Raw genomic sequence first — 18,061 nt, forward strand, 5'->3', positions numbered from 1 at the left:
GGCGCACTCAGCCGGCCTGCCCGATCAGCACCATGGACACGATCGTCACCGCCGTCAGCCCGGCCCAGCGCAGCGCCACCGCCCGGCCGGGCCGCGGCGCCGCGCGCAGCAGGCCGAGCCCGGACGGCACCAGGGCGACGCACAGCCCGGCCAGGGCCACCAGCGACATCGGCGTGGTGCCCTTGAGAACGCCCAGGGGCAGCGCCGCCGTCAGGCCGAGGGCGACCGCCCGCACCGGCCCGAGCACTCGGGTGCGCCACGCGCCGAGCGCGAGTACGACCCAGCCCGCGAGTACGGCGAGGTTCAGTGCGGCGAAGACATGGAAGGCGCCGTAGCCGGCGGTCACGGCCTCGGTGGCGACATCGGCGCCACGGGACCGCACCAGCTGGAAGGCCGGTGGTCCACCCCCGCGTGGAAGGTACGGGCGAACAGCCCGAGGACGGCCAGGACTCCGCCCCACAGCCCCCATCCCGGGCTGCGGATCCCGATCCGGGTGGCGAGCACGGCCACGGCGGGCCAGAGCAGCACGCTCCCGGCGGCGAACAGCCCGTACGCCGTGGCCATCAGCGTGGGGTGCCGTTCGTACGCGGCGAGTTGGTCGGGGTAGAAGAAGTGGAAGCGGACGCGCAGCAGCGCTCCGGCCAGCATCAGGACCGGGCCGAGCACCATGGCGGTACCGCCGGCCCAGCGTCCGGTGAATCCGGCCGCACCCATCGGCTCCACCGGCAGCAGGGCGCGCAGCCGGGCGTCGATGGCGGTTGCCGGGGTGCCCGTGGGGGCCGTTCGGTTCGTCATGCCCCGACGATGCCGCCGCTCCCTGGGTGGGGGCATCGGACCAGGGCCCGGACCTCGGGGTCGGACCTGAGTATGACCCGCGCGCCCGCCACGCCGTTCAACCGTTTAGATGTGGAGCGCAGCCGTGTCGCCGAGGCGATTTCGAGCCATCCACAGGGACCATATGAAGTCGGCCGACACCTGCCCCCCTTGGGTTACCTCCAGTACAGCGATGAGTCTTCGGGATGGGGTCGGTCGGTATGGGTGGACCTGCGCAGGCGACGGGGCTGCGTACACGAGGGGAGACAGCGATGACCACCGAGGGCTTCACCACATGTCTGTGGTTCGACGGACAGGCAGAGGAGGCGGCGGAGTACTACGTCTCGGTCTTCAAGAACTCCCGCCTCGGCGGGATCGCCCGCTACAACGAGGCGGGGCCGGGGCCCGCCGGATCCGTGATGACGGTCGAGTTCGAGCTGAACGGCCAGAAGTTCGTCGGGCTGAACGGCGGTCCGGAGTTCACGTTCGACGAGGCCGTCTCGTTCCAGATCCGCTGTGCGGACCAGGCCGAGGTGGACTACTACTGGGGTGCTCTCACCGACGGGGGTGAGGAGGGGCCCTGCGGCTGGGTGAAGGACAGGTACGGCCTCTCCTGGCAGGTCGTGCCCGAGGTGCTGCTGTCGTTGGTCACCGATCCGGACGGGGCGAAGGCCGCCAGGACCACGCGGGCGATGCTGACCATGAAGAAGCTGGACATCGCCGCTTCCCCTCACCGCCGTGCTTCGCTCCTCGTCCGCCGCGGCCCGAGGAAGGCGCCCGCGAGCAGCGCCCCGGCCAGGACCAGCGCCGAGTTGACCAGGATCGCGACCGAGACCCCCGAGAGCACGCCCTCGGGTCCGGTGTCGCCGAGTGCGGACATCCGGGCGGTGGCGACGGCGCTCATGACCGGGATCCCCATGGTGATGCCGACCTGCTGGGTCATGGTGGCGAGGCCGGTGGCCAGGCCCTGTTCCTCGTCGGGGAGGCCGGAGGTCGCGGTGACCATGAAGCCGACGATCATCAGCATGTTGCCGATGCCGCCGACGAAGGTGGCCACCAGCAGGAGCGCGATCCACTCCCCCGACGTTCCGAGCGCCACCAGGGACAGGGTGGCGACGGCCTGGACGACCCCGCCGGTGACGATGGTCCTGCGGTTCCCGAACCGGCCGACGGCACGGCCGCCGAGGGTGCCGCCGATCACGGTGCCGATGCCGAGGACGCCGAAGGCGAGACCGGTGGCGAGCGGTGAGTAGCCGAGGACTTCCTGCAGGTAGAGGGTGAGCAGGAAGACCAGCGAGGTCTCGGTGACGAAGGCGATCAGACCTGCGGTGTTGCCCCAGATGACGCTGCGCCGCTTCAGGATGCGTACGGGGACCAGCGGTGCCGCGGCCCGCTTCTCGACCGCCAGGAAGGCGACGAGGAGCACGATCCCGGCGAGGAGCGACGCCAGGGTGGTGGGCCCGGTCCAGCCGGACTCGCCGGCCTGCGTCAGCCCGTAGACGAGGAGGAGCAGACCGCCGGTGACGGTCACGGCTCCGGGGATGTCGAGCCGGGGGCGTGCGGCGGGCCGCGAGTCGGTGATCACGGCCGGGGCGAGGGAGACCACCAGGGCGGCCACCGGCACGTTGACGAAGAACGCCCAGCGCCAGGAGAGCAGATCGGTGAGCAGCCCGCCGAGGATGGCCCCGGCGGTGAATCCGGCGGACATCAGTGCCCCGTTGAGCCCCAGGGCGCGTTCCCGCAGGGGGCCCTCCTTGAAGGCGGTGGTCAGCAGCGCGAGCCCGGCCGGGGTGACGGCCGCCGTCGCGAGCCCTTGCAACACCCTTGCCACCAGCAGCACTTCGGGCGAGGTGGCGAGACCGCCGAGGGCGGAGGAGAGGCCGAGGACGACCATGCCGGCGAGGAACAGCCGCTTGCGTCCGACGAGATCCGCGATACGGCCGAAGAGCAGTGTGAAGCCGGCGGCGGCGAGCGCGAACGCGGTGGCGATCCACTGGAGACGGGAGACGGAGAAGCCGAGCCCCTCGCCGACGACCGGCAGTGCGACGTTCAGAATCGAGAAGTCCACGGCGATCATGAACTGGGCGCCGAGGAGGAGGGTCAGGACAAGTTTCTGCCGCCCGGTCATACGGATTCCGGACGGGGAGGCGGCGGGAGCGGTGGCGGCGATGTCGGCCGTGCCGGTCGGAGCCGGGGCCTGACTGGGTGCGGACATGATGGGGTTCCTCCACGGAGAGGTTCTAACGGGACCGTGGTTCCGTTAAGGTGGAGTCACCGTAGCAGAGGAAGGGTTACTAATGGAACTGGAGACCCGTTATGGCTTCTGAGGGTGTGGGACGCCCCAGCTCGGAGCCCGGCCGTGTGGAGTCCAGCAGCGTGGAGCCCGGCCGTGTGGAGCCCGGCAGCGTGCGGCCCGGTGGCCGTACCGCCCGGGTCCGTGAATCGGTCCTGCGGGCGGCGGGCGACGCCCTGGCCGAGCACGGCTTCGACCGGCTGGACCTCGCCGATGTCGCGCGCCGCGCGGAGGTCGGCAAGACGACCGTCTACCGGCGCTGGTCCACCCCCACCGGCCTGATCGCGGACCTGCTCGACGACATGGCCGAACAGTCCTCGCCCCGTACCGCAACGGGCTCGCTGACCGAGGACCTCAGGGCCAACGCCCGGCTGGTCGCCACGACCCTCTCCGACCCGCGGCAGGGCGCGCTCTTCAGGTCCGTGATCGCCGCGGCGACCTGCGATCCGCGCACCGCCGAGGCGCTGCACCGGTTCTACGCGATCCGCATCAAGGAGTGGTCCGGCTGCGTCACCGAGGCCGTCGAGCGGGGCGAACTGCCCGCGGGCACCGACGCCGACGAGGTGATCCGTGCCGTGTCGGCGCCGCTCTACTACCGGCTGCTGGCCAGCGGCGACCCGCTCGACGAGGCAGCTGCGGACCGGGCCGCCGGGGCCGCCGAGGCGGCGGCACGCGCGGGCGCATACGTGAACTGACGCGCCAACCGCCCGCCCCCGCACGGCGGTTCGCGCCCCGTCAGCCCGCCGGACGGGCGCGCAGGCGGACCGCCCACGGGTGCCCGGCGTCCTCGGCCAGGGCGACGGCCCCGGCCAGCCAGGCGCGCTGGTCCGCGTCGAGGACCGGCAGCGCCTCGGCGAAGTCCTGCTCGTCCTTGGGGCGCGGGGCCCCCGCCTTGTACAGGAGCTGCGCCTCGGGGCAGAGGTACGGGACGCCGTCCCCGGTGAGGCGGCCGAGCCGGTCCAGCGGAAGGCGGACGCGGGGATCGCGGCGGAACACCCAGTCGTCGCCCTCCGTGTCGTCGAGCATGAGCTGGATGCGCCAGGGCTCGGCGGGGCCGGGGCGGCACCAGATGTCGTGCACGTGCGGTGGCAGGACCTCGCCGCGGAGCCAGGGGCGCAGGGTGCCCGGCGGGTCCGCGGCCCACCACTCCCAGCCCGCCAGGATTCGCTGGGCGGCGAGCTGGTCGCGGCGGAGCAGCAGTACGTCGATGTCGGCGTGGTCCCGGAAGGGATGGCCCACGGCGAACTCGACGGCGTATCCCCCGGCGATCCACCAGGGGACACGCAGCGGCGCGAAGAGGCGGGCGGCCTCGTCCGGCGGGGGCGGATCCCAGGGGCCCCACGGAGTTTCCGTACGCATGGCCGGAGATCCTTTCCCCTCCGCGGCCTCGCCCGCCATGGAGCGGGCGGTCAGTCCGTCGTCAGCAGATGCCGGTAGCAGTCCGGATGTTCCCGCAGGAACGTGGCCAGACTCGTCGCCGGATGCCCGGTGAGGTCCGGTACGGCGTCCGAGACCGTGGCCATCTCGCCGGTGGCGATGGCCTCGTACGACGTCACCCAGCCCGCCACCTCCCAGTCCTCGGCACCGTACTGGGCCCGGGAGGCGTAGGCCTCCTCCCGGGTCTCCGCCACGTAGCCGATGGTCCGGCCGGTGACCCGGCTGAGCTCCTCGGCGGCCTCGGCGAGAGTGAACGCCTCGGGGCCCGTGAGGTCGTAGGTGATCCCGTCGTAGCGGGTGTCGGCGCTCTCGGTGTCGGCCAGCAGGACGGCGACCGCGGCGTCCGCGATGTCGTCGTGCGCCACCGCCGCCACCCGGCCGTCGCCGCCGGGGCCGCGCAGCACCCCGTCGGCACCGGTCATCGCCGGGATCCCGGCCAGGTACAGGCTGTCGCGCAGGAACGTGTACCGGACATCGGCGGCACGGATGTGCGCCTCGGTGTGCCAGTGGTCCCGGGCGAAGGTGAATGTGGCGTCCGGCGCGGCGCCCAGGAACGAGACGTACACGATGCGTTCGACGCCCACGGCGACCGCCGCGTCCACGGCCGTCGTGTGCTCACGCACCCGGTACGGGCTCTCGTGCGCCGAGACGAGGAACAGCGTGTGCGCCCCGGCCAGGGCGCGGCGCATCGCCTCGCCGTCGCCGTACGGGGCCGGCGGCGCGGCGACGGCGCCGGGCAGTTCGGGCAGCCGGGACGGGTCGCGCCCGAGGAGCCGCACGGGCACGCCGGCCCGCGTCAGGCGCTGCGCGACCCGGCCGCCGACGGCGCCGCTCGCGCCGGTGACGGCGACGATGGGGGCGTCCGGGTTCTCCGGGCCGGTGGGGGGTGGGTTGTTCATGCGGAATCGCCTTCCTTGCGCAGCCAGGGGCGCACTTCCACGACCGCGTCCACCGGGACGGGGCCGTAGATGTGCGGGAACTCCTCGCCGCCGGGCGCGAGGGACTCGTACCGTACGGGCACCGGGAGCCGGTCGGGATCGATGACGAGGACCACGAGTTCCTGGTCGCCGGTCCCGGCCCCGCTCCCGGCGCCGTACAGCATCTCGGCCACGCCGGGGAGCTGGTGGGGCAGCGAGCAGTGGATGAAGCCCTCTTCGTGCAGGGTGCGGCCGCGGGTGGACATCTCGTACGTCCCGATCCCACGGGCCGCCTCCCACAGGGGGCCTTCGGTGAGGTGCAGCAGCAGTTCGGCCATGGGCCAAAACTAGCCGCGTCGGCGGGCCCTCCGGGCCATCAGCGTGGCCGCCGCTCCGACCACGAGCAGAGTGGCGGCGATACCGCCGAGAATCCACTCACCGCCGCGCACGCCCGTGTGCGGGAGTTCCCCTCCGGGATGGGGCCTGTCCGGCCAGGTGCGGGTCGGTGTGGGCTTCGGTCCCGGTGAGTGGGTCGGAGTGCGGGTGGGGGTCGGGGTGGGCGTGGGAGTGTCTGTGGGCGTCGGGGTCGGCGTGTCCGTGTCCGTCGGGGTGGGAGTGTCCGTGGGCGTGGGCGTGGGAGTGTCCGTGGGCGTCGGGGTCGGCGTGGGCGTCGGCTCCTCGCCGCAGGCCGGCAGGTCACCGTCGAAGGGGTATGCGTGCAGCTCCTGGCCGCCCGACTGGCCCGCCGAGGTGTGGGTCAGCGAACCGGCCGTGTAGAAACGGCCGTTGGTACCACTCATGTCCAAGGTGGCGGTACTGGACTGCTGACCGATCAGCACGCTGCCCTGGAACTGCCCGGTGCCGTGCAGCCCGACCTCGGTGGCGTCGGGGAAGTTCCACAGCAGGTGCTCGCGGAGTCCGGCCTGCGGCAGCGAACCCATCAGCGTGCTGATGTCACGGCTGCCCCCGTAGACGTTGACGAGCACCGTCGCGCCGTCCGGGATCGCATGGAACGTGATGTCCTGCTGCCCGCCCTGGGCCGAGACCAGATCGGCGTCCACGGCGAACACCTGGAGCGGCGAGGTGCCGTCACCGGTGAAGACGGTGCCGAAACCGGAGTTGACCACGGTGCCCGTTGTGGGGCGGCGGTGGTCCCGGTCGTCGTCGTACGCGTAGCAGTGGCTGGCCGCGGTCAGCTCGTCGCGCAGCGCCGTGTACGGGCCGGTCGCGTCCGGGTCGCGGAGCGGGGCCGGGATCACCGTTCCGTCCACGGTCCGGGCGTACTTGACGACACCGTGGTTCGCCCCCTCCTCGGCGAGCAGCCGCTGCCCGTTCGCGACGGTCAGGGGCCCGCCCACGGTCAGGTAGTCGGAGCCGTCGGGGGGCGGCACCCGCGAACCCACGCCCGCCACACCGACGTTGTAGATCTGCGAGGCGCCCTCGCGCTTGTTCATGTCGAACCGCCCGAGGGTGACGATCTTCCCCTCGGCCTCGGCGGCGGCCTCCCGGACCAGGAAGTCGCCGCCGACGAAGACATTGATGTTGCTGTCGTGATGAGTCACCGGCCCGTTGTTCGGATCGGGCCAGGTCGTCGGGCAGTCGCTGCCCAGACACGGGCCGAGCCCGCCGGGCAGTGGTTCGGCGAGAGCGGCGGACGCCATCGTGCCCACCATTGCCGCGGCGGCCGTCATCGCCACCGCCGCCCGGATACCGTTTCCGCGCCTACGCGCATGTGTTGCCATAGAGGGCAATATGCAGCTTTGCCTACCAAATGACATGAATGCCACGCCCGGACCACCCCGATGGCCCCGAATACGCGGGGCGGCACCGGGCAGCGCGCCGGCGGCCCTGGCGGAGCGTCAGGCCTCTTCCGCCAGCAGCTCCGCCTCCTTTGCCGGATCCAGACCGACCGCGGGCCGGTCCGGCCGCCGCGGGGCCACCCCGCCCAGCTCCTCCAGCCACTTCCAGGTGTCGGCGACGGTCTCCTCGACCGGGCGGCAGCGCAGCCCGGTCGCGTACGCCCGGCTGACGTCGCCCCCGTGAATCGCTTCGTACAGCTCGCCCGGCGGCAGCCAGACCGGCAGATCGGTCCATGGCTCCACGCCGGCCGCGAGGATCTTCTCCGCAGGTGTCCAGCGCAGTTCGGCGTCGGAGCCGGTGGCGCGCACACAGGCGTCCAGCAGTTGCCCCATGGTGGCGTGGCCCGCCTGGCTGACCAGGTCGTACGGCCCGTGCAGAGCGCTGTCGGCGGCGTCCAGCAGCCAGTTCGCGAGGTCGCGGGCGTCGATGTACTGAAGCGCCACGTCCGGTGTGCCCGGGGCCAGTACGGGTCCGCCGCGGGCGATCCGCCCCAGCCACCAGGGCAGCCTGCCGATGTTCTCCCAGGGGCCCAGGATCAGCCCGGCGCGGGCGAACAGGGCCCGGTCGCCGAAGGCGTCGAGCGCGGCCAGTTCGCCGCCGCGCTTGGCCAGCGGGTACGAGACGTCCCCGCCCGCGTCGGGCGAGGCACCGGCCACCAGCCGGCCCTCCTCCGCGAGACCCGCCGGGGCCGAGTGGTCGTACACGGAGCGGCTGGAGACGTACGCGTACCGGGCGGCCCGGTCCGCCAGCAGACGGGCCGCGTCGCGCACGGCCGAGGGGGCGCCGCTCCAGGTGTCCACCACCAGGTCCCAGGCGTACCCGCCGCCCGGGACCTCACCGGAGCCGGCCAGCGCGGCGAGACCGTCCTCGGTGGTGCGGTCGCCGAGGAGCTCCGCCACACCCGGCGGAGGCGCGTGCCGGCCGCGGTGGAACACCGTGACCTCCCAGCCCCGCGCCAGCGCCGCCTCGGTGACCGCGCGCCCCACGAACTCCGTACCGCCCAGCATCAGAAGCCTCATGCGCCCGACTCTGCCCGCCGGGCGGCCCGCTGGGAACCGGTCCTCGCTCTCGGCGGAATCGGGAACCGGGCCTTCAGGGGGTGCGGGCGAGCGGACTGCGGTTGCGCAGCAGCCACTGGTGGTACCCGGCCGCGCGCCGGGCCGCCTCCCGGTAGGCCGCCTCCAGCTCCTCGTACACCGTCGCCGTGTCGGCGCCCGGCCGGGACACCAGCAGCAGCCGTACGGCGAGGGGGTCGTCGCGCAGCGGGCGGATCGCCATGTCGTCGCGCGGCCCGGAGGTGGGCTGGCAGGGGGCGACCGCCTCGCCGAGCACGACGAGGGAGGCGGCGGTGAGGTAGTCGCCGTGCAGGACGGTCGGCGCGAGCCCGGCCTCGCCGAACACCCGGCGCAGCCCGTCCCATTCGCCGTCCACCGTGGGGTCGACCATCCACCGGTCGCCGGCCAGATCGGCCAGGTCGACAACGGGCCGGGCGGCGGCCGGATGATCCCTGGCCATGGAGATGAACTGCGGTTCGCGGTCCAGGAGTACGCGCTTTTCCAGGCCGTCCGGGACGGCCAGCGGGCAGCCCTCGACCTCGTGGACGAAGGCGACGTCGAGCCCGCCCGTAGCGATGTCGCGCAGCAGGGCGCGGGCCGAGACGTCGACCCGCAGCGAGATGTCGGTGCCGGGCAGCCGGAGCCGCAGCCTGCGCAGCCAGCCGCCGATGACCCGGCTCGCGGTGCAGCCGATGCGCAGCCGCGGCCCGGAGGCCCGGACCGCGTCGGCCTCCGCCTTCGCGTCGCTGACCAGGGCGGTCATTCCGTCGACCAGGGGGCGGGCCCGGCCGAGGACGGCGCGGCCGAGCAACGTCGGTCGACAGCCGGTCCGTTCGCGGCTGAAGAGTTCGGCGCCCAGGGTGTTCTCGATCCGGCGCAGCTGGGTGGTCAGCGAGGGCTGGCTCACGCCCAGTCGACGGGCGGCTTGGTGCAGGCTGCCCGTGTCCGCGATGGCGCACAGCGCCCTGAGGTGCCTCACCTCAAGCTCCATACGGTCGAGCGTAGGGCGGCGGGCGACTGTCGCACCAGACTCCCCAATCGCATCAAAGTCCGTTAATTCACCTGGAGTTGACGGATGATTCGGCGGCAGTACCGGGGGTGGCGATAGGGCGGTGTTATCGCCGGTTGACATCATCCGCCGCGGCTCCCGCTCCCCGACACTCTCTGCGTACCGCACCCGTCCGAGTCCGATCATCGGACGGGTTCATCGGACCGGTTACCGGTAGGAGACCCCCCATGAGACACCCCAGGACCGTCATGTCGGCCGTGGTCGGCCTCGGCTTCGGCCTCGCGGCCGCGCTCGGCACGGCCCCCGCGATCGCCGCCTCCTCGGCCCCCGCCGCAGCACCCGCCAGCACCGCTTCCGAGGCGCGGGCGGGGTACACCGCCTACGCCGGCTCGCACGAGAACGCCGCCGCGAACAAGGCGTTCTTCGAGGCGGTCGCCAAGTCCGTGGCGAAGAAGCGGGCGGCCAACCCCGGCGCCCAGTCGGTCACCATCGTCTACAGCACGGCCAACGCGCCGAGCTTCCGCACCCAGATAGCCAACAGCGCGCAGATCTGGAACAGCTCCGTCTCCACCGTCCGGCTGCAGGAGGGCTCGAACGCCGACTTCACCTACTACGAGGGCAATGACTCCAGGGGCTCGTACGCGAGCACCGACGGACACGGCAACGGGTACATCTTCCTGGACTACGCGCAGAACCAGCAGTACGACTCGACCCGCGTCACCACGCACGAGACCGGGCATGTGCTCGGCCTTCCGGACCACTACTCCGGCCCGTGCAGCGAGCTGATGTCGGGCGGCGGCCCCGGCCCGTCCTGCACCAACCCGTACCCCGACGCGAACGAGCGCAGCCAGGTCAACTACCTGTGGCAGTTCGGCTTCGCGGCCAAGTTCACGCACAGCGCCTCCTGACCCCGTAGGTCCGGACGCACCGCACCGAAGGGGCCACCTCGTAGGACGGGGCGGCCCCTTCGGGTCGGCCTGCGCGCCTTCGGGTCTACGGGGCGGCCTGCGCGCCTTCGGGTCGGCCTGCGGGCCTTCGGGTCTACGGGGCGGCCTGCGGGCCTTCGGGTTCGGTGCGGGTCAGGGTCAGGCGCAGTCCGACGAACAGCTGGAGTGCGGCGAGCGCGAGCAGTACGGCCAGGGGAAGCACCCAGCCGCCGGTGGCCGAGCGCAGCAGCCCGATGCCCAAGGGGCCCACCGAGGCGAGGAGATAGCCGGTGCTCTGCGAGAAGGTCGACAGCGCCGCGGTCTCCTGCGCACTCCGGCCGCTCGCCCCGATGATGGCCAGGACCAGCGGAAACGCTCCCAGCCCGAAACCGGTCAGCACGGCCCAGAGGACGGGCAGCGCCAACGGGGCGCAGAGCAGGCCGAGATATCCGGCCGCCAGCGCGACGCCGACCAGGACGAACGCCGACCGCAGCCGCGCCGCCGTCCTGGTGAGCGGCATCAGGACGAAGGTCGAGGGGACGCCCACGATCAGCGCCAGCCCCAGCATGACCCCGGCCCGGTCGGGGCTCATCCCGTGGTCGGACAGGACCGTGGGCAGCCAGCCGATGACCGCGTAGCTGTTGAGGGACTGCAGGGCGAAGAACGCGGTCACCAGCAGCCCGAAGCGGGTGCGCCCGGCGCTCCACGCCGAGACCGCGCCGCGGTCCGCACGCCACGCCGCGGCCCGCCAGGAGCCCGGCCGCAGCGCCCATACGGCCAGGGCGAGCACGGCGGGCAGGGCCCAGGCCGCCAGCCCCGCCGAGGCTCCCCCCGCCAGGTCTGCGACGGGGACCGCCGCGGCCGCCGCGACGGCCGAGCCGAGCGCCATCGTGGTGGTGTACACCCCGGTCATCAGGGCGACCCGGGCGGGGAAGTGCGCCTTGACCACCGCCGGCAGCAGGACGTTGCACAGAGCCAGCCCCGCCGCACCCAGCAGGGTGCCGGCCAGCAACGCCCCGGTCCGGGGCACCGCGCGCACGGCCAGGCCCGCGGACAGCACCGCCAGCGCCAGCAGGACGGCACGCTCGGTGCCCACGCGCCGGGCCAGCATGGCACTGGTCGCGCCGACCGCCGCGAAGCACAGCGTGGGCAGCGCCGGGACCAGGGACGCGACGAGCGGCCCGAATCCCAGCTCGGCCCGGAGCTGTTCCAGCAGCGCGGACGTACTGCTGATGCCGAGCCGCAGATTGAGGGCGATCAGGACGACGCCGACGGCGGTCAGCCAGGTCGTGGCGGCCCGGGACATCGGCCGGGCGGAGGCCGGACGGGGGGCGGTGTTCGGGGGGCGGCGGGTGAGCAGCATGGAAGAAACATAAAACGTCTGACCTTTAACGTCCAACCTTTAAAGGTACGATTGCCTCCCCACAACACACCACAGGAAGGACCATCCGTGGCTCTCCCCTCCGTCCGCCGCTCGGTGCTGGTCGACGACGTCATCCAGCGGCTGCGCGACGAGATCACCTCGGGAAGATGGCCGGTGGGGGCCCGCATCCCGACCGAGACGGCGCTCATCGAAGAGCTCGGGATCGCCCGCGGGACGCTCCGCGAGGCCACTCGCGCACTCATCCACGCGGGGCTTCTGCAGGCCCGGCAGGGCGACGGCACCTATGTGCGCGCCACCAGCGAGCTGTCCGGCGCCATCCAGCGCCTCGGCAGCGAGCTGGACGAGGTCCTGGAGGTCCGCCAAGGGCTGGACGCCCAGGCCGCCCGGCTGGCCGCCGCCCGCATCACCCCCGAAGGGCTGGACGGTCTCGACGCGCTGCTCACCCGGCGCGCCACCGCCTGGCGGCAGCGCGACCGGGAGGCGTGGATCGAGGCCGATCACGGCTTCCACCAGGCGGTCGCCGCCGGTGGCGGCAACAGCCTGCTGAACGACCTCTACGCCGCCCTCGGTCCGGCCCTGCGCCGTTCCATGGCGGCCCACTGGGAGGACCACGGCTTCGACGGCGCGGACCCCCGGGGACACGAGGACCTCCTCGACGCACTGCGCGCCGGTGACGCCGGCCGCGCGGCCCTCAGCGCCACTTCCAACATCGGCGCAACCGGCGACTGGCACGCCACCACGCCGCCCTCCCGGCCCGGGACTTCCCTGCCGGAACCGGGCTGAGCGGGGACGGGGCCCGGGCGGGGACGCCCGGGCCTGCTCCCGGTGCGGGGACGCCCAGGCCTGCTCCCGGTGCGGGGACGCCCAGGCCTGCTCCCGGTGCGGGGACGCCCGGGCCTGCTCCTCGGGCAGGCGGCTCGGGCGTGTTCCCCGGGCAGGGTGGCTCAGGCGTGTTCCAGCGGGAAGGCGCCTCGGTGTCCGGTGCCCGCGCCGGTGTCCGGGCGGGGCTCGTACTCGCGGCAGCTCCAGATCTCCTGGACGAATCCGGTGCGCCGGTCCCACAGCTCCCGGACGTCGCCCTCACCGGCCGCCCCTCGGTAGGCGTCCTTGGCGCCCCGGAAGCAGGCGAGGCCGCCGGACAGTCCGCGCACCGTGGCCGGGGCCGGGAAGTAGTCCGAGAAGGCGCAGGCGATGCAGGTCTGGAGACGTACGCCGGGCGGCAGGGCCCGCTGGATGGTGGCGAGCGCGGACGCGAAGTCGCTCTCGGCGCGGTGGGACGCGTAGGCCGCGCCGCCGAACTGCAGCTCCAGGCTGAGATGCGAATCAGGCCGGCGCAACGACAACAGGCAGCTGAGCGTGGCCTGATGGACGGCTCCGTCCCAGAGGACCGGGAGCGGCAGGTCCCACTCCAGGACGCAGTCGCTCAGCGCGCCGTCCACCAGGGCGAACCGGTCGTCGGCCGGTGGTGTGCCGACGGCCGGGGTGAGGCCGTCGAAGCTCGCACCCTCGAAGTCGATACCCCTTGTCCGGAGGCGTAGTTGTTGTCCGTCGGTGGTGAGGACGACGGCGTCGGAACCCTGTCGGTCCCGGTACCACCCTGCCCATGACTCATCTGTCATGGGCACGGACTGTAGCCCGTGCCCCTGACAGTCGCCCGGTCGCCCTCCGTTTCCTGTCACGGGCCTTGTGACCTCGGCACCTCGTTCCGTTCTCCCAGTTGCGTTCTCCTCGTTCCGTTTCCCTCCTCCGCCCCCTTCACCGTTCGCGGTTCTCCGTGGTCAGTGGGTGCGCCGGGTGACGAACTCCGCCAGGGTCAGGAGGTCGCCCGCCCGGCCCAGGTCGGGGACCGCCCGGGACAGGTGGTTGACGGCGCGGGCCATCCGGTCGGCCGCGCAGATCTGCGCCCAGTCCCGGCCGCCGGACCGTTCGACCGCGTCGGCGGCCCGGCTGACCTCGCCCGGGGTGTTCATCGATCCCCGGTAGAGCGTGGCGAGTTCGGCCGCGGCCGGGGTGCCGGAGGTCAGCGCGGCGACCACGGGCAGGGACTTCTTGTGGGCGACGAGATCCGCCCCCACCGGCTTCCCGGTCCGTACCGGGTCTCCCCAGATGCCGATCAGGTCGTCGATGAGCTGGAAGGCGAGGCCCGCCTCCCGGCCGAAGCCGTCCATCCCGCGGACCGCCCGCTCCTCCGCGCCCGCGTACAGCGCCCCCAGCGCGCAGGCGCAGCCGAGCAGTGCGCCGGTCTTGGCGGTGGCCATGGTCAGGCACTCGTCGAGCGTGACCTCCTCCGGGCCCCGGTCCTCGAAGGCGCAGTCGGCCTGCTGGCCCGCGCACAGCTCGATGACGCAGGTGGAGAGCCGCGCCGAGGCCCGGGCCGAGGCGGGGTCCGGGTCCTCGGCGAGCAGCCGCTGGGCGAGGGCGAGCATGGCGTCGCCCGCGATGACCGCGTCGGGGATGCCGAAGACCGCCCAGGCCGTGGGCCGGTGACGACGGGTCCGGTCCTCGTCGATGACGTCGTCGTGCAGCAGCGTGAAGTTGTGCGCCAGCTCCACGGCGACGGCCGCCCGCACCGCCCGTACCGGATCGCCGTCCAGCGCTCGGGCGGCGGCGAGGACCAGGGCGGGCCGGATCGCCTTGCCGGCCGGCCCCGAGGACGGGGTGCCGTCGGCCTCCTGCCAGCCGAAGTGGTACATCGCGACGCGGCGGATCGACCCCGGCAAGGACTCGACGGCGGCGCGCAGTTGAGGATCGACGAGGGCCCGGGTCGCTTCGAGGAGGACCTCGGCCTCCTGGCCCTGCGCCGCAGGAGGAGGCGGGCCGTCGGCGCCCGCTGCCGCGGGGGCGGCCGGGGCGTCGTCGCCCGGGGGCCGGGGTGTGGGTGGTTGGGGTGCGTGGTGGGTCTTCACTGGGGCGTCCTCCCGAGGCCGCCCCGGGCACGGCTGCCCGGTGGCGGAGGTTGACGGGGCCCGGACATCGTCGTCCGGGCCCCCGAGGGGCTACCGCCAGCGGCTGACCTCGACGTTTTCCAGTACGCCCAGGGCGTCCGGCACGAGGATCGCCGCGGAGTAGTAGGCCGTCACCAGGTAGGAGATGATCGCCTGCTCGTCGATCCCCATGAAGCGGACCGAGAGGCTGGGCTCGATCTCGTCGGGGATGCCGGTCTGCTGGAGTCCGATGACGCCCTGCTCGGCCTCACCCGTCCTCATGCAGATGATCGACGTGGTCCGCGCGTCGGTGACCGGGATCTTGTTGCACGGGAAGATCGGCACCCCGCGCCAGGCCGGCACATGGTGTCCGCCGATGTCGACGCTCTCCGGCACCAGACCGCGCTTGTTGCACTCGCGGCCGAACGCGGCGATGGCCCTCGGGTGGGCGAGGAAGAGCTTCGAACCGCGGCGGCGCGAGAGCAGTTCGTCCATGTCGTCGGGGCTGGGCGCACCGTCGTGCGGCTGGATGCGCTGCCCGTAGTCGCAGTTGTTGAGCAGCCCGAACTCGCGGTGGTTGATCAGCTCGTGCTCCTGGCGCTCGCGCAGCGCCTCGACCGTGAGCCGCAACTGCTGCTCGGTCTGGTTCATCGGCTGGTTGTAGAGGTCGGCGACCCGGCTGTGGACCTTCAGCACGGTCTGGGCGACGCTCAGTTCGTACTCGCGGGGCGCCGCGTCGTAGTCCACGTACGTGTGCGGGACGACGGCCTCGCCGACATGGCCGGCGGAGAGGTCGATCGCGGCCTCGCCGTACTTGTTGGTGCGCTGGTGCGGGATTTCGAGCAGCCCGGCGAGGTGTTCGCGGAGCGAGTCCGCGCGGTCGGCCAGGTTCAGCACATCGGCCCGGCTCAGCGTCAGCACCGTACAGGCGGTGACGGCACGGGCGGTGTACTCCCAGGCGGCCTCGCCGTCGACCAGTGCCTGGTCCCCGAAGTAGGCCCCGTCGGCGTGGACCCCGAGCACCGTCTCGTCCCCGTAGGGGCCGGTGCCGATCTTCTCGACCTTTCCGTGCGCCAGCAGGTAGACGCTGTCCGCCGCGTCCCCCGCCGCGGCCAGCACCTGTCCCGCCGCGACCTCGCGCTGCTCGCACCGCCGGGCGAGCTCGCCCAGCACTTCCTCGTCGCCGAAGTCCCGCAGGGCGGGGAGCTCACCGAGCTCGGCGGGAATGACCGCGACCCGGTCACCGGTCTGCACGAAGGTCACCCTGCCGTCCCCGACCGAGTAGCTCAGTCGGCGGTTCACCCGGTAGGTACCACCTTGCACCTGCACCCACGGCAGCATCTTCAGCAGCCACCGCGAGGTGATCTCCTGCATCTGCGGGGCGGACTTGGTGGTCGTCGCGAGGTTCCGCGCCGCTGCCGTCCCCAGACTCTGCTGCGGCGGCAACGACGCGTTCTGAACCTCTTCACCAACGGACATCTGTCGTCCTCTCGATTCTTCGGCTGACCTGCGTGAAGAAGCCTTTCAGCACGGAGAGCGGTCGCGCCATTACACAAAAGAGTGTGATTAATTGGCTTTGGGCTGGGCACAACGCTCAGCGATTTTCCCGTCACCCCTTAAGTTGCATCTCCGATGCAACTTATCTACGGTGATTGTCATGCGGCTGACGAGATTCACCGACGTGGCGCTGCGCGTACTGATGCGCCTCGCCGTCGTGGAGAACGAGGATCCGCCGACCACCCGGGAGGTGGCGGCCACCATGCAGGTGCCGTACACCCACGCCGCGAAGGTCGTCGCCAAGCTCCAGCACCTCGGGCTCATCGAGGCGCGACGGGGGCGCGGCGGCGGGCTCAGCCTCACCGGAGCGGGCCGCTCCGCCTCGATCGGCGGGCTCGTCCGGGAGCTCGAAGGCCCCGGCGACGTGGTCGACTGCGAGGGCGCCGCCCCGTGCCCCCTGCGTTCGGCCTGCCGGCTGCGCGGCGCACTGCGCCGCGCGGAGGAGGCCTTCTACGCCTCGCTCGATCCGCTCACCGTCACCGAACTCGTCGCGTCCCCCACCGGACCGCTGCTGATCGGCATCAGCAGCGGCCGCCCGGACACCGGCTGAGCCACCGCACACCACGCGACGCACCACGGGCCCACCGCCCGGTTTCGCGCTGCCCAAAAATACGAATCTGAAATACCAATTCAACCGCAAGGAGTCCCGATGCTCTCCGAGACGTCGACCGCCACCGTCCGCGCCACCCTCCCCGCCGTGGGCGCGGCCGTCGGGGACATCGCCGATCTCTTCTACCGCAAGCTCTTCGACGCCCACCCCGAGCTGCTGCGCGACCTCTTCAACCGCGGCAACCAGGCGTCCGGCGCCCAGCGGCAGGCCCTCGCGGGCTCCATCGCCGCCTTCGCCACCCAGCTGATCGAGCACCCGGACACCCGCCCCGACGTGATGCTCGGCCGGATCGCCCACAAGCACGCCTCGCTCGGCGTCACTCCCGCCCAGTACGAGATCGTGCACACCCATCTCTTCGCCGCCATCGCCGAGGTGCTCGGCGACGCGGTCACCCCGGAGGTCGCCGCCGCCTGGGACGAGGTCTACTGGCTGATGGCGGGCGCCCTGATCTCGATCGAGCAGCGGCTGTACGCGCAGCAGGGTGTCGTCGCCGGTGACGTGTGGCGCGAGTGGGAGGTGGTCACCCGGATCGAGGAGACCGCCGACGTCGCCACCTTCCAGCTCCGCCCGGCCGACGGCGCGCCCGCGCCCGCCTTCCGGTCCGGCCAGTACGTCTCCGTACAGGTGGAACTCCCCGACGGGGCCCGCCAGATACGCCAGTACAGCCTCTCCCGCGCCCCCGGCTCGCGGCTCCGCTCGATCACCGTCAAGCGGGTTCGGGGCGGCGGCTCGCCCGACGGCGAGGTCTCGCGCCATCTGCACACCGAGGTGGAGGCCGGCGACCATGTGCGCGTCTCCGCCCCGTACGGCGACCTCGTGCTCGACTCCGCCGACGCACCCCTGCTGCTCGCCTCCGCGGGCATCGGCTGCACCCCGATGCTCTCGATGCTGGAAGACCTCGCGGCGACCGGCCACCGCGCCCCGGTCACCGTCGTGCACGGCGACCGCTCCCCCGCCACCCACGCGATGCGCACCGACCACGCCCTGCTCACCGGCAAACTCCCCGACGCCGCCGCCCACTTCTGGTACGAGGACCCCGAGCCCGGCCACCCCGCCGAGCGCACCGGCCGGGTCGACCTGAGCGGCCTCGCCGTCGCCCCCGGCACCCACGCCTACCTCTGCGGACCGCTGCCCTTCATGCGCGCCGTACGCACCCAGCTGCTGGCCAAGGGCGTCCCGGCGACCGACATCCACTACGAGGTGTTCGGCCCCGACATGTGGCTGGCGCAGGACTGAACCGACACGCGGCCGGCACAGGACTGAACCGACACGCGGC

18 protein-coding genes and 1 pseudogene are annotated in these 18,061 nt (G+C 72.7%); 6 read left to right on the top strand and 13 right to left on the bottom strand.

All coding sequences use genetic code 11. From position 1 onward, the window contains the following. Positions 1 to 7 precede the first annotated feature (7 nt). Together EES42_RS02595 and EES42_RS02600 are read right to left on the bottom strand one after the other, a co-directional pair. Positions 8 to 346 (bottom strand): hypothetical protein, encoded by a 339-nt coding sequence (locus EES42_RS02595; RefSeq protein ID WP_241196211.1) that lies wholly within the window; start codon positions 344 to 346, stop codon positions 8 to 10. Then, a complete protein-coding gene (locus tag EES42_RS02600) occupies positions 343 to 795 on the bottom strand; it encodes a hypothetical protein (RefSeq protein ID WP_124716453.1) in 453 nt (150 codons plus the stop codon). Before EES42_RS02600 ends, EES42_RS02595 begins: the two co-directional genes overlap by 4 nt. Positions 796 to 1,085: 290 nt before the next feature. Here EES42_RS02600 and EES42_RS02605 point away from each other — a divergent pair. Continuing rightward, positions 1,086 to 1,538: pseudogene (locus EES42_RS02605) on the top strand (VOC family protein); the annotation flags it as partial. A 5-nt stretch (positions 1,539 to 1,543) separates the two neighbouring features. Here EES42_RS02605 and EES42_RS02610 read toward each other — a convergent pair. Then, positions 1,544 to 3,028: an MFS transporter gene (locus tag EES42_RS02610; RefSeq protein ID WP_124716454.1), complete on the bottom strand. Its 1,485-nt coding sequence runs from the start codon at positions 3,026 to 3,028 to the stop codon at positions 1,544 to 1,546. Positions 3,029 to 3,204: 176 nt separating this feature from the next. On the opposite strand from EES42_RS02610, the gene EES42_RS02615 reads away from it, so the two are divergent. Beyond that, on the top strand, positions 3,205 to 3,801 hold the full coding sequence (locus EES42_RS02615; protein ID WP_241196280.1) for a TetR/AcrR family transcriptional regulator: 597 nt from the start codon (positions 3,205 to 3,207) through the stop codon (positions 3,799 to 3,801). A gap of 40 nt (positions 3,802 to 3,841) precedes the next feature. On the opposite strand, the gene EES42_RS02620 is transcribed toward EES42_RS02615, so the two are convergent. From EES42_RS02620 to EES42_RS02645, 6 genes are all read right to left on the bottom strand, one after another. Beyond that, the gene (locus EES42_RS02620; protein ID WP_124716456.1) at positions 3,842 to 4,465 is read right to left on the bottom strand and encodes a nucleotidyltransferase domain-containing protein; all 624 of its coding nucleotides are present in this window, start codon (positions 4,463 to 4,465) and stop codon (positions 3,842 to 3,844) included. A 50-nt stretch (positions 4,466 to 4,515) separates the two neighbouring features. Continuing rightward, positions 4,516 to 5,442, bottom strand: a complete 927-nt coding sequence (locus EES42_RS02625) for an NAD(P)H-binding protein (protein ID WP_124716457.1) — start codon at positions 5,440 to 5,442, stop codon at positions 4,516 to 4,518. Further along, the gene (locus EES42_RS02630) at positions 5,439 to 5,798 is read right to left on the bottom strand and encodes a DUF952 domain-containing protein (RefSeq protein ID WP_124716458.1); all 360 of its coding nucleotides are present in this window, start codon (positions 5,796 to 5,798) and stop codon (positions 5,439 to 5,441) included. The genes EES42_RS02625 and EES42_RS02630 overlap by 4 nt, the downstream gene beginning before the upstream one ends. Positions 5,799 to 5,807: 9 nt before the next feature. After that, on the bottom strand, positions 5,808 to 7,202 hold the full coding sequence (locus EES42_RS02635; RefSeq protein ID WP_346775342.1) for a choice-of-anchor A family protein: 1,395 nt from the start codon (positions 7,200 to 7,202) through the stop codon (positions 5,808 to 5,810). Positions 7,203 to 7,319: 117 nt separating this feature from the next. Then, positions 7,320 to 8,327, bottom strand: a complete 1,008-nt coding sequence (locus tag EES42_RS02640; RefSeq protein WP_124717372.1) for an NAD-dependent epimerase/dehydratase family protein — start codon at positions 8,325 to 8,327, stop codon at positions 7,320 to 7,322. An 85-nt stretch (positions 8,328 to 8,412) separates the two neighbouring features. Next, the gene (locus EES42_RS02645) at positions 8,413 to 9,366 is read right to left on the bottom strand and encodes a LysR family transcriptional regulator (RefSeq protein WP_206433343.1); all 954 of its coding nucleotides are present in this window, start codon (positions 9,364 to 9,366) and stop codon (positions 8,413 to 8,415) included. A gap of 245 nt (positions 9,367 to 9,611) precedes the next feature. Here EES42_RS02645 and snpA point away from each other — a divergent pair, with 245 nt between their 5' ends. Further along, complete coding sequence (gene snpA, locus EES42_RS02650; RefSeq protein WP_241196212.1) at positions 9,612 to 10,292, top strand: snapalysin; 681 nt, start codon at positions 9,612 to 9,614, stop codon at positions 10,290 to 10,292. Positions 10,293 to 10,425: 133 nt separating this feature from the next. On the opposite strand, the gene EES42_RS02655 is transcribed toward snpA, so the two are convergent. Beyond that, a complete protein-coding gene (locus tag EES42_RS02655) occupies positions 10,426 to 11,673 on the bottom strand; it encodes an MFS transporter (protein WP_206433344.1) in 1,248 nt (415 codons plus the stop codon). Between the two features lie 87 nt (positions 11,674 to 11,760). On the opposite strand from EES42_RS02655, the gene EES42_RS02660 reads away from it, so the two are divergent. Beyond that, positions 11,761 to 12,477 carry a FadR/GntR family transcriptional regulator gene (locus EES42_RS02660; protein WP_124716459.1) on the top strand — a complete coding sequence of 239 codons (717 nt, stop codon included), beginning with the start codon at positions 11,761 to 11,763 and terminating at the stop codon, positions 12,475 to 12,477. 161 nt (positions 12,478 to 12,638) lie between these two features. Here EES42_RS02660 and EES42_RS02665 read toward each other — a convergent pair whose 3' ends face one another. From EES42_RS02665 to EES42_RS02675, 3 genes are all read right to left on the bottom strand, one after another. Next, complete coding sequence (locus tag EES42_RS02665) at positions 12,639 to 13,313, bottom strand: DUF6304 family protein (RefSeq protein WP_124716460.1); 675 nt, start codon at positions 13,311 to 13,313, stop codon at positions 12,639 to 12,641. A 159-nt stretch (positions 13,314 to 13,472) separates the two neighbouring features. After that, entirely contained in the window at positions 13,473 to 14,600 is a 1,128-nt protein-coding gene (locus EES42_RS02670; RefSeq protein ID WP_124716461.1) for a family 2 encapsulin nanocompartment cargo protein polyprenyl transferase, read from the bottom strand. Between the two features lie 90 nt (positions 14,601 to 14,690). After that, complete coding sequence (locus EES42_RS02675) at positions 14,691 to 16,097, bottom strand: family 2B encapsulin nanocompartment shell protein (RefSeq protein ID WP_124716462.1); 1,407 nt, start codon at positions 16,095 to 16,097, stop codon at positions 14,691 to 14,693. A 178-nt stretch (positions 16,098 to 16,275) separates the two neighbouring features. Here EES42_RS02675 and EES42_RS02680 point away from each other — a divergent pair, with 178 nt between their 5' ends. Continuing rightward, positions 16,276 to 16,725, top strand: a complete 450-nt coding sequence (locus tag EES42_RS02680; RefSeq protein WP_124716463.1) for an RrF2 family transcriptional regulator — start codon at positions 16,276 to 16,278, stop codon at positions 16,723 to 16,725. Between the two features lie 99 nt (positions 16,726 to 16,824). Then, positions 16,825 to 18,021, top strand: a complete 1,197-nt coding sequence (locus EES42_RS02685; RefSeq protein WP_124716464.1) for a globin domain-containing protein — start codon at positions 16,825 to 16,827, stop codon at positions 18,019 to 18,021. Positions 18,022 to 18,061 lie beyond the last annotated feature (40 nt).

Source organism: Streptomyces sp. ADI95-17 (assembly GCF_003846175.1).
Classification (GTDB): domain Bacteria; phylum Actinomycetota; class Actinomycetes; order Streptomycetales; family Streptomycetaceae; genus Streptomyces; species Streptomyces sanglieri.

Bases quoted from the DNA above. Each gene is read 5' to 3' on its own strand.
- EES42_RS02600 (WP_124716453.1), bottom strand. From the start codon at position 795: ATGACGAACCGAACGGCCCCCACGGGCACCCCGGCAACCGCCATCGAC.
- EES42_RS02610 (WP_124716454.1), bottom strand. From the start codon at position 3,028: ATGTCCGCACCCAGTCAGGCCCCGGCTCCGACCGGCACGGCCGACATC.
- EES42_RS02620 (WP_124716456.1), bottom strand. From the start codon at position 4,465: ATGCGTACGGAAACTCCGTGGGGCCCCTGGGATCCGCCCCCGCCGGAC.
- EES42_RS02625 (WP_124716457.1), bottom strand. From the start codon at position 5,442: ATGAACAACCCACCCCCCACCGGCCCGGAGAACCCGGACGCCCCCATC.
- EES42_RS02630 (WP_124716458.1), bottom strand. From the start codon at position 5,798: ATGGCCGAACTGCTGCTGCACCTCACCGAAGGCCCCCTGTGGGAGGCG.
- EES42_RS02635 (WP_346775342.1), bottom strand. From the start codon at position 7,202: ATGGCAACACATGCGCGTAGGCGCGGAAACGGTATCCGGGCGGCGGTG.
- EES42_RS02640 (WP_124717372.1), bottom strand. From the start codon at position 8,327: ATGCTGGGCGGTACGGAGTTCGTGGGGCGCGCGGTCACCGAGGCGGCG.
- EES42_RS02645 (WP_206433343.1), bottom strand. From the start codon at position 9,366: ATGGAGCTTGAGGTGAGGCACCTCAGGGCGCTGTGCGCCATCGCGGAC.
- snpA (WP_241196212.1), top strand. From the start codon at position 9,612: ATGAGACACCCCAGGACCGTCATGTCGGCCGTGGTCGGCCTCGGCTTC.
- EES42_RS02655 (WP_206433344.1), bottom strand. From the start codon at position 11,673: ATGCTGCTCACCCGCCGCCCCCCGAACACCGCCCCCCGTCCGGCCTCC.
- EES42_RS02665 (WP_124716460.1), bottom strand. From the start codon at position 13,313: ATGACAGATGAGTCATGGGCAGGGTGGTACCGGGACCGACAGGGTTCC.
- EES42_RS02675 (WP_124716462.1), bottom strand. From the start codon at position 16,097: ATGTCCGTTGGTGAAGAGGTTCAGAACGCGTCGTTGCCGCCGCAGCAG.
- EES42_RS02680 (WP_124716463.1), top strand. From the start codon at position 16,276: ATGCGGCTGACGAGATTCACCGACGTGGCGCTGCGCGTACTGATGCGC.
- EES42_RS02685 (WP_124716464.1), top strand. From the start codon at position 16,825: ATGCTCTCCGAGACGTCGACCGCCACCGTCCGCGCCACCCTCCCCGCC.